Annotated in this window: 11 protein-coding genes; 8 read left to right on the top strand and 3 right to left on the bottom strand. The window is 46.7% G+C overall.

Going from position 1 to position 13,242, the window contains the following annotated elements:
- The first annotated feature begins 34 nt into the window (after positions 1–34).
- The gene (locus WC647_14560) at positions 35–814 is read left to right on the top strand and encodes a DUF169 domain-containing protein (GenBank protein MFA6223529.1); all 780 of its coding nucleotides are present in this window, start codon (positions 35–37) and stop codon (positions 812–814) included.
- An 82-nt stretch (positions 815–896) separates the two neighbouring features.
- Here the strand turns inward: WC647_14560 and WC647_14555 are convergent, their stop codons facing one another.
- A complete protein-coding gene (locus tag WC647_14555; GenBank protein ID MFA6223528.1) occupies positions 897–1,079 on the bottom strand; it encodes a hypothetical protein in 183 nt (60 codons plus the stop codon).
- Between the two features lie 556 nt (positions 1,080–1,635).
- Between WC647_14555 and WC647_14550 the strand changes: the two genes are divergently transcribed.
- From WC647_14550 to WC647_14525, 6 genes are all read left to right on the top strand, one after another.
- Positions 1,636–2,103 carry a CBS domain-containing protein gene (locus WC647_14550; protein ID MFA6223527.1) on the top strand — a complete coding sequence of 156 codons (468 nt, stop codon included), beginning with the start codon at positions 1,636–1,638 and terminating at the stop codon, positions 2,101–2,103.
- A gap of 47 nt (positions 2,104–2,150) precedes the next feature.
- Entirely contained in the window at positions 2,151–3,062 is a 912-nt protein-coding gene (locus WC647_14545) for a CBS domain-containing protein (protein MFA6223526.1), read from the top strand.
- A 471-nt stretch (positions 3,063–3,533) separates the two neighbouring features.
- Positions 3,534–3,950, top strand: coding sequence for an Rv0909 family putative TA system antitoxin (locus WC647_14540; protein MFA6223525.1), 417 nt, complete (start codon positions 3,534–3,536; stop codon positions 3,948–3,950).
- Between the two features lie 205 nt (positions 3,951–4,155).
- On the top strand, positions 4,156–6,219 hold the full coding sequence (locus WC647_14535; protein ID MFA6223524.1) for a glycoside hydrolase family 15 protein: 2,064 nt from the start codon (positions 4,156–4,158) through the stop codon (positions 6,217–6,219).
- 90 nt (positions 6,220–6,309) lie between these two features.
- Positions 6,310–6,702: a VOC family protein gene (locus tag WC647_14530; protein MFA6223523.1), complete on the top strand. Its 393-nt coding sequence runs from the start codon at positions 6,310–6,312 to the stop codon at positions 6,700–6,702.
- 33 nt (positions 6,703–6,735) lie between these two features.
- Entirely contained in the window at positions 6,736–7,800 is a 1,065-nt protein-coding gene (locus tag WC647_14525; protein ID MFA6223522.1) for a linear amide C-N hydrolase, read from the top strand.
- Between the two features lie 135 nt (positions 7,801–7,935).
- Here the strand turns inward: WC647_14525 and WC647_14520 are convergent, their stop codons facing one another.
- Both WC647_14520 and WC647_14515 read right to left on the bottom strand, forming a co-directional pair.
- Positions 7,936–9,414 carry a radical SAM protein gene (locus tag WC647_14520; GenBank protein ID MFA6223521.1) on the bottom strand — a complete coding sequence of 493 codons (1,479 nt, stop codon included), beginning with the start codon at positions 9,412–9,414 and terminating at the stop codon, positions 7,936–7,938.
- A 466-nt stretch (positions 9,415–9,880) separates the two neighbouring features.
- On the bottom strand, positions 9,881–12,010 hold the full coding sequence (locus WC647_14515) for an acetate--CoA ligase family protein (GenBank protein MFA6223520.1): 2,130 nt from the start codon (positions 12,008–12,010) through the stop codon (positions 9,881–9,883).
- Positions 12,011–12,378: 368 nt separating this feature from the next.
- Between WC647_14515 and WC647_14510 the strand changes: the two genes are divergently transcribed.
- A complete protein-coding gene (locus tag WC647_14510; GenBank protein MFA6223519.1) occupies positions 12,379–13,173 on the top strand; it encodes an NRDE family protein in 795 nt (264 codons plus the stop codon).
- Positions 13,174–13,242: the final 69 nt, after the last annotated feature.

Genomic DNA, 13,242 nt, shown 5'->3' with positions numbered 1-13,242 from the left:
ACGGCGCGCCAGATCAGAAGAGTGAGGATCAATTATGGAATTAGAACATATCAAATGGTCTGAATGGACCAGGGGAATGGAACGCCTCCTGCGCCTGAAAACATTTCCCGTTGCTCTAAAGCTGCTGGAGAAGGCCGAAGATCTCAATCATTACAAGTGGATGAGACGACCTTCAGAAAAGCTGTCGTTATGCCAGCTAATAACAATTGTAAGGACGTTTGACTGGACTATCGGCGGGACAGCGGACGACTTGGTCACACAGGGATGCGCATCCGTGATTGGTTTGTCCAAACTCGACGAATTTGTCACTAGTGGGGAAATGCGCAGCACAGTGTGGCTTGAAAAGAAAGAGGACGCTGCGAATTGTGAGTCAGTCATACAGCGTATTCCTTTCGGTAAATACAACGCCTTCATACTGGCCCCGTTAGCCTACGACCCTTTTGAGCCTGATCTTGTGCTGATTTACGGGAACCCGGCTCAAATGTCCATCATGATAAACGCAATCCAATATGACAACTTTAAGCGACTCACATTTTATTCTGTAGGAGAAACATCGTGCTCTGATGTCATTGGTAGATGTTTCGTGGATCGAGAACCGGCATTGTCTATACCATGCTACGGGGAAAGAAGATTCGGACACGCCGCCGATGATGAGTTGGCCATAGGCTTACCACCTGAGGATTGCGCCCGTATCTTTCGAAATCTGGAGATATTGTACAAGAAAGGCATACGCTACCCTATCTCGCAATATGGATCACAGGTGAGTCCTTTTCAGGCGCTGGACGCTGTTTACGGCCTCTCAAAAAGACTTTGACCAATTCATAGCTTTTTCTCTCATTATGTATTCCTCACGAAAATGGAGCCGAACGCAGATTAGCCGCCATTACTAAAGAGCGTTAGATTGAAATTGATCTGGTCGCTATCCACAGGCTGGTCATGAACTGATCCATCAGTAGATGTTCATCTGTGGACTCGTAAACGAGATTCTGATGAGCCACGTCTAGGACCTGAAATAGAATTGACAGGTCATGTTCCGACACTTTTGATATAAACTCAATAAGGGTTTGCCGTTCAGTCATAGCTACGTTCCCTCCTTGAAGATTCAAGATTGGGCGTCGTGAGACGTTTCAATTGTTGACGCAATCAATCTGGATTGATGAGAAATGTTTAGATGCCCAATCTCCATGATATCCGGAGGACCTCCTAATTGATGTCGCATTTAATGTTGATCATAGGTTATCAAGAATTATGCCAGAGCAACGACCTGGCGCCATCTGTAAACATGAACTAACTGATATAAGGGCTAAAGATGGTTTGGTCGGTGCACAATCAATGTGGGCGTAACATCATCCAGTTGAGTTTCGCTTCAGATTTTGATTTATAAAGCTACTTATTTGTATGCTGGGCCTACATTTATGTATAATTATATTTTGAGGCTTGTTCACGATGGGTGGATGCCCTTGGCGCGACAACGCACCGAATTCTCTCTGGATATGTGAGATCTGTCTCACAATGTGTAGAACGCCCCCATTTTAACCCGGAAATATAATATGATATAAAGTCTTCTCTATTTCTCAGTTTACAGTTGGCAAGTTTGCCAAAGCAATTGATGAACTTTTGGACAGGAGGCGCCGGATGCTTACCGCCCGTGATGTCATGGTTAGGACGTTTCACACCCTAAGTCCCAAACTTTCAATAGAAGACGCTGCGAAGCTTTTCAAAAAAGCTAGTGAGCTAGAACAACGCAAAATCTTTGGCATGATTGTGACGGACCAATCCGGGCGGCTCATCGGCATGATGTCCATGTATGATATTCTACTTTTTATTCGCCCAAAACATGTTCAGGTTTGGGGCATGATGGAAGACATAAATATTGCAGGTCTAATGGAGGATATTTGCTCTAGAGCAAGATCTGTTCTCGTAGAGGACATCATGACCACTGACTTGATAACTGTTACCCCCGACACCTCAATAATGTTCATTGTTGACATAATGATTACGAAGCATATTCGCCGAATCCCTGTATTACAGGATGGAAAGGTCGAAGGCATTGTATACATTTCTGATCTTTTTTTTCGTCTGATCAATGAGTTGGCCCCGTAGGGGACGAACTCCCCATCCTTTTTCACGACACGGATAGAGGTTTTCTCATGCTTCCACCGGAGAAAAAAACCACACTTAGATATCTTCTGGTGCGTGACGCCATGCGAAAGCAGGTTACTAGTCTGGCAGGAAGGTTTTCCATCGAATCAGGAATAAGGTTCTTGATAAAATACAAGGTTGGCGCTCTCTTAATCACAGATCAGGATGACCTTCCAGTTGGGGTAGTTTCCAAGACTGACATGATGGGCGCTTACTATGCGTCTGTAGCTTTAGATACTCCTCTGGAGGAAATCATGGTTTCTCCGCCTTTGTTCTGCAGTCCGACTGATGCACTCGAATCGACTCTTGAAACAATGCGCTCCAGAGGGATTTATCGGATTTATGTTTCAAAAGGATCTTCAGAAAGGGCGTTAGGGGTTGTAGCGTATCCGGACATAGTGGGATTACTCTACCGCTACTGCCGGAGTTGCGATCAAAGTCTAATGAACCGGAGAAATGAGAAGTTGGAGGGTGTTGATGCCCTTCGATTCAGAGTAAGAGACGTTATGACGCCTTCAGTTACGTCTTTTTCGGAACAAAACTCTCTGGCCGAAATCATGGAAGGTTTGTCTGTCAATCGTTTTGGAGCTGTCCTGATTAGAGATGACAATTCCGTTCCTGTCGGGGTAATTTCTAAGACAGATCTTATCCTAGCGTATAAGCGCGGAATTTCGTCTGATGTAAAGGCTAGAACTATTCTCTCATCTCCTTCTGTTCGTGCATGTGAGGAACTGGAATTCATAGAAGACGCAATAAGTAAGATGATTTTTTCTGAGGTACACCGGTTTTTTGTGTTCAGAGATCAGCCAGAAAACATTATCGGTGTGCTCTCACTTCGCGATGCGGCCAGACTTCGTTCAGGATCTTGCCATGCATGCGTTAGCAGCCGCATAAAAGTGGGTTCAGGGCCGGTAGCTTGACATGGAAAAAGTGGCCCGGCTGGGGGAGGAGCAGTGACATGAAATCCCACACGATGAGATTGCGTTGGATATTTTACGTGAGCACAAACAATGGTCACTCCCGCTGACCGGGATTCATGTTTCCAGATTTCTGCTGAGACCAATCTCACTTGCTGAAGTAGTGGAAGACCATTCCAAAACCGCCTCAATATGAAACAGTTGAAGGAGCTTATGGAATTTTCTTGCATTTCTAAATCGAAATTGTTATTTCGACACAAGGACGAAATGTCCTTTCGTTTCTGTTGTGGGTAATTATCTGGGAGACGGTTACTCACATAACCCTGGTCGTTCAAGCGGTTAGGGTTTTATTTTGTCCGGATTGCGCTGGAACATTCTCCTCAAGCCTTCTAAACCGCTTCCATTTTGAAAAATTGCTTTTGAACAGATAAGCGCTACTATTCTATAATGATGTATTAATTGAAGGAGGCCGCCATGAAAGTTAACCAAACTCTTGGACTTTTCGTCGGTATCTTGTTCTTGTTGACAACTGTTGTCGTTTTCGCCGCCGCCGATAGTTGGGTGGTGATTAAGAGCAAAGACAATGCATGTACGGTCATTAAATCTGAAGTCAAGACTGCCGATACTATCGCTGGACCCTTTGCTCGTAAAGAGCAGGCAGAGGAAGCGCTGGAAAAAGCGTGTCCCAAGAGCACACTCGAAAAGCTAAAGGAGAAAGCCGCTGAAGGAATGGAAAAGGCCAAAGCTGAAGCGGAAAAACTCAAAGAAAAGGCTGGCCCCAGCATCGAGAAAGCTAAAGACGCCGCTGAAAAACTAAAGGAAAAGGCTGAGGAAGGCGTCGACAAAGCAAGGGAAATGATAAAAGAACGCTTTCCGGAAAAAAAGAATTGATTTGAAGGTTGATGAATTTAAACAAGTTTTAATCATAGCTCAAACTGTTTGGGGAACGAGTGTTCTTTGAGCCGGTGGGAAGAAGATTTGGCTGTCATGACTGCTTGTGTGGAGCCAAATGTTTATCTGGAAAAGGTAAGGGTGGGAGTTCCGTTGATAAAAATCAAGACAGTGGTTCGCATTCCCTTATGAAAGGACTGTTACAGTGCCCAGAGACATTCCGGTAGGTAATGGAAGACTTCTCATATGCTTCGACCGTGAATATCGGATCAGGGACCTGTATTTCCCTCACGTGGGACAAGAGAATCATGTCAATGGCAATTATTGTCGCTATGGAGTGTGGGTTGACGGTCAGTTCTCTTGGATCGAAGACGGTTGGAAATTGGATCTCCGATATGTTCCTGATACACTTGTCACCAATGTGAGTCTTTACAATCAGAATCTTGGCCTGCTTATCTCGGTTCACGATGCGGTAGACTTTCATGAGAACATCTACATCCGTGAGATGGAGATAGAGAACTTGTGGCCGAAACCAAGGGAGATCCGAATTTTTCTTTCCCACGACTTCAGCATTTACGGGAACGACGTCGGGAATACAGCGGCTTACGATCCAGAGACTGGTGGAATAGTCCATTACAAAGCAGCCAGGTACTTTCTTCTCAATGGCGCAACGGAAACTCACCCCGGTCTCCTCGGCTTTGCGACGGGCCAGAAAGACATTCGTGGGCTAGAAGGGACTTTTAGGGATGCCGAAGACGGCGTTCTATCCGGCAATCCGATCGCTCAAGGAGCAGTGGATTCCGTGATCTGTTTTAGTCTTGAGGTTGACGGACTTTCCAAAGGGAAAGCCCATTTCTGGTTGACCGCGGCGGAGACATGGAACCAAGTCCGTGTCCTCGATGCTATTGTTAGAGACAAGGGGCCAGAGACCCTAGTTTCTCGAACAGCCGATTACTGGAGTCTCTGGGTCCGCAAGGAGACCCCGCGTCTGGATTTATTGCCACCCAATATCGGAAAGTTGTACAGTCGAAGTCTTCTCGTCTTACAGACCCAGATAGACTGGCAGGGAGGCATTCTTGCAGCGAATGATTCAGACATAGTCCACTTCAATCGGGACACTTATTCTTATGTCTGGCCGCGAGATGGGGCGCTCGTCGCAAATGCCCTCGATCAAGCGGGGTACGTTATGCCGGCCCAAGCCTTTTACCAGTTTGCTGGGGATGTAATAGAGAAGGAAGGGTATCTCCTGCACAAGTACAATCCTGATCGAACACTCGCTTCTTCATGGCATCCCTGGTATAGCGAGGGACAGGCTCAACTGCCCATCCAGGAAGACGAAACCGCTCTTGTTGTTTGGTCTCTCTGGCACCATTTTGTCAAGTACCGGGATATTGAATTTATCAAGCCACTATACAAGCCGCTCATAAAGAACGCCGCCGAATTTATGCGATCTTTCAGGGATGAACAGACCGGTCTTCCTTCTCCTTCGTATGACCTGTGGGAAGAGCGCCGAGGAATATGGAGCTTCACAGTTGGCGCAGTCTTTGGAGGACTAACGGCGGCTTCGTTGTTCTGTACCGTATTCGGCGAGAACCGAAAAGCTGAAGAATACCGAAAAGCGGCGACTGAAATACGGGACGCAGCTTCAGTTTATCTGTGGAGAGAAGATCTGAACCGTTTTTGTAGAATGCTCAACCGCAATTCTCAAGGCAAGCTGGAGGTTGATTCCACCCGAGACGCGAGTATCTGGGGACTCTTTGCGTTTGGTCTCTATTCTGCTGATGACCCGAAGATAGTTTCCACCATGTCAGACCTTAGAGACAAACTGTGGGTGGGAGCCGGTGTGGGAGGAATGGCCCGATATGAGAATGATTATTATCATCAGGTGAGCAAAGACGTTCCGGGTAATCCCTGGTTTGTATGCACTCTGTGGTTGGCCGACTTCCTTGCCGAAAGAGCGCCCGACGAAAAAGGGATAGCTGAAGCAGTCGAGATACTCCAATGGGTGACCGATCACGCTCTTCCCTCAAGTATTCTCGCAGAACAGGCGCATCCGTTTACGGGGGATCCTATTTCAGTTTCACCGCTCACCTGGAGCCACGCCACATTTGTAGCGACAGTTCATCGCATTCTCCGTCGGTTAGGGGCTATGAAGACCTGTCCTGAATGCGGCTCTCCTCTGGCCGACCATGGGAAGAGAGACGATTGGATCCAGATGTTGTATACAGAGGCGTGTAACGAAATTTACGGCATGTGTCGGGTCGAATAGGCTCATTAACCTGTGGCTGATACCAGAGAAGTGTTTGATCCTGGTTAGAGTTGTTACAATTGAAAAAACAATGGAGAGGAAAACAACAAAATGATCAAGCCAGCGAAAGATTCACTGGATCTCGGTGTAATCATTAGCGACATTAAGGCCAGTCTTGATTTCTACCAGAATATTCTCGGACTTGAGTTTGTAGGAAGTGTCCCCTTATGGTTTGGTACTATGCACCGATTGCGCTTCGGGACTAGCGACTTTAAGTTGATCGAACCCAAGGTGGTTCCTCCCCGGGGAGGTATCGGGCTGGAAAATCAATTGGGTTTTCGTTATGTCACCTTCGTAATAGAGAATCTTTCCGAACTCTGTTCCGATCTAAAAAACATTGGAATAGAATTTGCTTTGCCTGAAACGACAATACGGCCCGGTGTGCGGATTGCTATGGTCAAAGATCCAGATGGGAATATTGTGGAATTCGTGGAACGAATTTGAAAGAGCCTATTCCATAAAGAAAGGAAGCGCATTATGAAGCGACAGACATTACACAAAGCTGTGTTTTGGACACTAATCGCCCTGACCCTGGGGTTTGCGGCAGTCGAAAAGGTGGATGCATGTACCCGAGCTGTGTACCTCGGTCCCGAAGGCGTAATTATCACCGGCCGGTCTATGGACTGGGAGGGAAATACGGGAACTGACCTCTGGGCGTTTCCACGTGGCATGAAACGTGATGGAGCCGCCGGCGTAACCTCGATCAAGTGGACATCGAAGTATGGCAGCGTGGTGAGTTCTTTCTATGGTGTGAGCACTGTCGACGGTATGAACGAGAAGGGGCTTGTAACAAATGTTCTCTATCTTGTCGAATCTGAATATGGCAAGCCGGACGGCAAGCGTCCTACAATTTCGATTGCGGCTTGGGCCCAGTATGTGCTGGACAATTACGCTACCGTTACTGAGACAGTAAACGCGTTGCGGGAGGACCCCTTTATAGTTGTTGCGCCTACGCTGCCGGACGGTAAACCGGCGACAGGGCATTTAGCGATTTCTGATCCAACGGGCGACTCGGCCATCTTTGAATACATTGGCGGTAAATTGTTCATTCATCATGGCAAGAACTACCAGGTGATGACCAACTCCCCTGTGTTTAACAAGCAACTGGCGCTAAACGAATATTGGGAAGAGATTGGTGGATCGACCTTTCTGCCAGGTACTAGCCGCGCATCTGATCGCTTCGTTCGAGCCTCGTTTTATATAAACGCTATCCCTAAGACCACCGATATGGCCCAGGCTGTGGCGAGCGTCTTTGGGGTTATTCGTGGAGTTTCAGTGCCACTGGGCATCACGACGCCGGGTCAGCCGAACATTGCCTCGACGTATTGGCGAACATTCTCCGACCACAAGAACATGGTTTACTACTTTGATTCAGCGACCAGCCCCACAGTGTTTTGGGTACCGGTGGCGGAATTGGATCTGAAAGAAGGGGCTCCGGTCAAGAAGCTCACATTGGTTGGTGGAAAGACTTATTCAGGCAGTGCGGCAAGCAAGTTCGAACCGGCTGAACCATTTGCGTTTCTCCCGGCTACAGTTAAGTAACCGTTATGGATTGCGTTCCATGAAAGGGAGGATCTGACACCCACATGACGTATAGGTGTTGGCCGTGCCTCACTCGATTGAGAAGATAGGATCGAATATCCTCATCGCTAATTTTCCTTAATGTCGCTCTAGTGGTCAAAGGCTGTGAGCAAAATCATTGTTGTTCATCAATGCAAGGATGGTGGATACTCGTACTCGTTTGTCAAACACGTGGGGCAGTATTTTCATGATAAACCTTGAGCGGTCCCTGTCACTGAAAGACAGTAACGTAGCGAGTCTAACCGCAAATAGAAGGCGGTAAGTGAACTTTACCGGATCCGCCCGGTTGGAACGTTTCCAGAAGTCAGCGTCCCAATAGTAGCGCAGCTTTGTCAATATCGAGTCAAAAGAATAGACTGATTTCACGACCTTCCTGTACCCTTGCAACAGATCATCCGGAGACATCCTGGCAGGTATAAATACAACATGTTGCGTGTCATATTTGCTCCAGTCTTTATCCAGGATCCGTCCCTCTTTTTCAAGGCGTTTATACAACATTGTACCTGGCAATGGAGTGAGAATGTTGATCAAGGGCATGAGGAGATTTGATTCCTGAATAAAATTTATGAGTTCATCAAAAGTTTGTTGGGTATCAAAATCGTATCCCAGGATAAATGAGCTGTGAACCAGCATCCCGTAGGATTGTATTTTTTTGATTGCTTCAATATATTCATATCGTTGATTAATCCCCTTGTGCATCATTGCTAGGTTCTCTTTGGATATTGATTCAAAGCCGATAAAAATTGCCCCACACCCGCTATTTCTCATTAATTCGAGTAAGTCAGTCTCCCGTGAGATGTTAATAGACGCCTGACACATCCAGTTGATGTTGTATGGCTGGAGAGCGAGAAAAAGTTCCTTGGAAAATGCCTTGTCGGCTATGATATTGTCGTCGGCAAAAAATATAGAGGTTTTCTTCTTATATGTGGCATGAAAACTGTCTATACCCTGAATTTCCCGAATCACCTGCTCAACGGTTTTGCTTCTAATCCTCTGTCCATCAAATGCGTGAACGGAGCAGAATTCGCAGTGGAACGGACAGCCTTTTGTTGTCTGAACAATGTCCAACAGGTATTGCTTTTTAGAAAGTGACGACCTGTCGGGGATGGGAAATGCAGTGAGATCGGCGAACTTCTCCGCTTTGTAGATCCTCTTCAATTCGCCTTTTTCGGCATCCTGCAGGACCGAATGCCAAATCTCTTCAGCCTCACCGATGGCGACGCTATCACAATGTTGAAGGGCGTCTTCAGGACACATTGAAGGATGTATCCCACCTAAGATCGTTTTCATCCCTCTGGCCCGGAAGTTCTCCGATATCTCATAGGCTCTGGTGGCAAACATCGTCCTAACCGTAATGCCTACAAGATCTGCCTCCCATGAATAGTCTATCTCTTCGATATTTTGGTCGAATACCCGGATTTCGTGTTGTGGCGGAGTTAGTGATATCAGAGTTGGGATAGCAAGAAGATAGGAAATATGTTTTCTGGAAAGGATAAATCTGGTTCCAAACTTAAAATCATAGAAACTTCTTTCAGATTCAGAGCTGATTCCTGGAATTACTAAGGCTATTTTCATTCTATTTTTCACTGTTCTGGTCGAGAATTTTCCTTCGACTCCATCCTGGAGGTCTTAGGATCGCCGACTAGTCGGCTAAGAGCATTTTTAATGCCTAAAGGTTGTTCTAGCTCAGATCATGCTGCATGCAAAGCATCAAGCGTCGTGTCTGAATATGATATGGCAAGCTGTCACCGGTTCAGGGGCCTGCCACTGCCTCATGTCTCGTGTCAACAACAATCCAGGGCGCAGGGCCCCTTAAACTTCAGGAATCTGGTATGGAGCTAGGGGAATTCTGACTTTTAAAGGTTAACGCACGCGATGCCATAGTGGATAGGGGGACCTTCGACGTTGAAACGAAACGAATCCAACTAAAGGATGATTATTGCGCTTTATCCCCAACTTTTGCAAGTCCTAGTTCCAGACGAATATTCGTCAACCGGACCAGAAACCTGTTTCACAAAAGCGCTCAATTCTAAAAAATGATCTAAAGTCCCTCCGGTAATTTCAATATGATTCGGCAATCTGAAACTACTGCTCCTTTGCCCTCCTCATAAACCATTAGGGGATTTATATCGAGTTCATTGATTTCTGGGTGATTCAACGCCATGGCGGAAAGACTGACGAGTGACCGCTCCAAAGTTTCCAGGTCCACTGGGGGTTTGCCTCGATATCCTTCCAGTATCCTTATTCCTCTAATTTCATGGACCATTCTATGGGCTTCGTTCCTACCAATGGGCGCCATGCGGAAAACAACGTCTTTGAAGATTTCTACAAAAATTCCCCCAAGCCCAAACATGAGGAGAGAACCATAAAGGGGATATCTGTTCATGCCGAGAATTATCTCTTGCCCCTGCTGATTTGCCATCTTCTGGACGAGGACTCCATCTATTTCTGCATTTGGGACATGTTGCAGCGCTCTTTCGAGAATTTCATCAAATTCTTGCATCGTGTCATTTCCGCTGCATACGTTAAGCGAAACGCCACCTACATCGGATTTGTGAAGGATCTGCGGGGACGCGATTTTCATAGCTACCGGAGCCTGGATAGATTCTGCGAAGTCTCTGGCTTCTTCCCTGGTCTTTACAATTTTTGACGGGAGAACCTCAAATCCATAGCACTTTAGGAATTCTCCTCCTTCGATTTCTCCCATGCTCAGCCTTCCATCGGAGAGCACACGTTGGATGATGTCCGACGCCTTTTCCTTGTCATGATTAAGCCTGAATTGGGGTAAGAACTTCCGATTAACCCAGCGAGAATATTGATAGAGAGCCCCGAACGCTTGGGCAGCCTGCTCCGGAAACTGAAAGACTGGTATTCCTTCCTCCTGAAGGTGTTTCACTCCCGCTGAAACATCTATGACGCCCATGAAACAGCACAGAATTGGTTTCTTAGTATTGGCCGCGATCCGGCCGATAACTTCCGCTGTCGCCAGAGCATTGGTCATGGATTGAGGTGTAAGAATAACTATCGCTCCATCTACTGATTCATCCTTAATGACAGTTGCGAGAGCGCTTTCGTATCTTTCCTGAGGCGCGTCCCCAATAACATCGACCGGGTTATGCACATTGGCTTCAGTAGGTAAATGACTCTTGAGAACTTCTATAGTCTCCTGACTGAATTGGGCCAATTCGAGGCCGGATGAAACCGTCATATCCGTGGCGACAATGCCCGGGCCACCCGCGTTGGTAACGATTCCTACCCTATTGCCAACTGGGATTTTTTTGCATGAGAATGCGGCCGCATAGTTGAACAGATCCTCAATAGAATTAGCTCTGATTATTCCCGTTTGCTGGAAAAAGGCGTCATAAATAGCTTCAAAACCCGCGAGCGAGCCAGTATGCGAAGCCGCCGCTTGCTGCCCTGCCACGGTCCTTCCGGATTTTACCACTAAAATAGGCGTCGGACGAGCGCCGGAAGTGATCATTTTGGCGGTCTTAATGAACTCCAACCCTCGACTGAGTTCCTCTAAATAGACCATGATAACGTGTGTTTCTGGATCATTATGCAGATAAAGGAGCAATTCCAGCTCATCAACATCAGCTTTGTTACCAATTGATACGAATTTGGAAAAACCAAAGTCACGGTCAGCGGCGAAATCCAGGACCGCTGTACAGAGCGCCCCGCTCTGAGATATAAACGAAATGTGGCCGGACGAAGGCATATGCGTCGAAAAGCTCGCGTTTAGCCTGACAGAAGGATTGGGGTTAATCACCCCAAGGCAGTTGGGTCCCACCATGCGGATTCCGGCGGCTCGGCACACACTTACTATCCTGTCTTCAATCTCGCGACCTTCTCTGCCGACCTCTCGAAAACCTGCCGAAACTATTACGAGCCCTTTTATTCCAATTTTTGCGGATTCCTCCACTGCGCTTAAGGCTTTTTGAGGTGGGAGTACGATGATGGCCAAATCTACCGGCTCAGGCAATTCAGAAATAGAAGGGTAGGCTCTAACGCTTTTCACATGCACGGCTCTGGGGTTAACGGGGTACAGCGTGCCCTGAAAATCACCTTGAAGAATGTTCACGAAAATATCGTGACCGACTTTTCCCGGGATTGTGGAAGCGCCCACAACGGCCACGGACCGAGGAGAGAAAATTGCATCGAGTTGGCTCATGCGTCGTCCTCCGATTGCATTAGAAAGTTTATGTGTCAGACATCAGGCTCTTCAATCTTTTCGAATATACCTAAATACCACGGCCCCGATCCTCTTGCCAAATTACGATTTACCTCAGTCGTTGAGGCGAAAAAAGAATTTCACTGGCCATCCCGTGGTATAGTATTTGTGACCAGGATACGCTACGTCGAAGAAGACGCCGTTGATGGTTAGTAAAAAATTGTGGTCGCGGCAACGCTACGGAGAACTTAATCCCCCAAATTGGAAGAATGCTGGAAAAATCCTCCGGTCGAAAAATAGACGGTTTGTATCCATTTTGGAATTGGACCGATCAAGAGTTGTGAGCTTCGTTAGTATCTGGAGTCGGTATGTGTTTAGTATTACTATCATTTAAAAATCATCCTCGGTATCGGTTGGTTTTGGCCGGGAATAGGGATGAATTTTATGACAGGCCAACAGCGCCCGCAGATTTTTGGGAAGACGATCCAAATGTGGTTGCTGGAAGGGATTTGAAAGAGGGTGGAACATGGATGGGTGTTACCCGGACAGGCCGAATAGCTGTTCTTACTAATTTCCGTGACCCCTCTCACAAAAAAAGCCACGCTCCTTCCCGAGGGCACGTGGTAAGCGATTTCTTAAAGAGTCGGGAAACGCCTCTGAAATACATTCAAACGTTGGTCCCCAAAGCGCACAGTTACAATGATTTTAACTTGTTGTTGGGAGATAACAATCAAATTTATTTTATGTCAAATAGAAATGGGAAGTGGCGGAGTTTGGCAGCGGGAATATACGGCTTGAGTAATCATTTGTTAGATACCCCTTGGCCTAAGGTAAAATGTGGCCGAGACGCATTCATGCGGATCCTTTCACAGGGACATCAGTTTGCCGCTGATGCGATTTTCAAGATTCTTGCTGACAGAACACAACCTGATGATCGACTTCTGCCAGACACAGGAATAGGTATAGAGTGGGAAAGGATTCTTGCGCCGATCTTTGTGGCAAGTTCGGATTACGGTACTCGTTCTTCCGTGATCTTGTTGATTGATTTCGAAGACAACGTTATTTTTATGGAAAGAAGTTATGACAATTCTGATCCTAGCCAGTTCAGTGAAAGAAAATTTGAATTCAGGGTCAGTGATCCTGAAAGCAATAATTTATGGTAATCTAGATTAATTCCAATTCTCCCGTGCGTGACGCTTTAACTCGGGTGTTCTTTTATCTCGAATGAAACA

This window comes from Desulfomonilaceae bacterium (genome assembly GCA_041662605.1).
Lineage (GTDB): Bacteria > Desulfobacterota > Desulfomonilia > Desulfomonilales > Desulfomonilaceae > CAJBEZ01.
This window is presented reverse-complemented; position numbering and strand designations above follow the sequence as displayed.

What these genes read in the sequence shown, in the direction of transcription:
- WC647_14550 (MFA6223527.1), top strand. Translation starts at nt 1,636, where the DNA reads ATGCTTACCGCCCGTGATGTCATGGTTAGGACGTTTCACACCCTAAGT.
- WC647_14520 (MFA6223521.1), bottom strand. Translation starts at nt 9,414, where the DNA reads ATGAAAATAGCCTTAGTAATTCCAGGAATCAGCTCTGAATCTGAAAGA.
- WC647_14525 (MFA6223522.1), top strand. Translation starts at nt 6,736, where the DNA reads ATGAAGCGACAGACATTACACAAAGCTGTGTTTTGGACACTAATCGCC.
- WC647_14545 (MFA6223526.1), top strand. Translation starts at nt 2,151, where the DNA reads ATGCTTCCACCGGAGAAAAAAACCACACTTAGATATCTTCTGGTGCGT.
- WC647_14515 (MFA6223520.1), bottom strand. Translation starts at nt 12,010, where the DNA reads ATGAGCCAACTCGATGCAATTTTCTCTCCTCGGTCCGTGGCCGTTGTG.
- WC647_14510 (MFA6223519.1), top strand. Translation starts at nt 12,379, where the DNA reads ATGTGTTTAGTATTACTATCATTTAAAAATCATCCTCGGTATCGGTTG.
- WC647_14540 (MFA6223525.1), top strand. Translation starts at nt 3,534, where the DNA reads ATGAAAGTTAACCAAACTCTTGGACTTTTCGTCGGTATCTTGTTCTTG.
- WC647_14560 (MFA6223529.1), top strand. Translation starts at nt 35, where the DNA reads ATGGAATTAGAACATATCAAATGGTCTGAATGGACCAGGGGAATGGAA.
- WC647_14530 (MFA6223523.1), top strand. Translation starts at nt 6,310, where the DNA reads ATGATCAAGCCAGCGAAAGATTCACTGGATCTCGGTGTAATCATTAGC.
- WC647_14555 (MFA6223528.1), bottom strand. Translation starts at nt 1,079, where the DNA reads ATGACTGAACGGCAAACCCTTATTGAGTTTATATCAAAAGTGTCGGAA.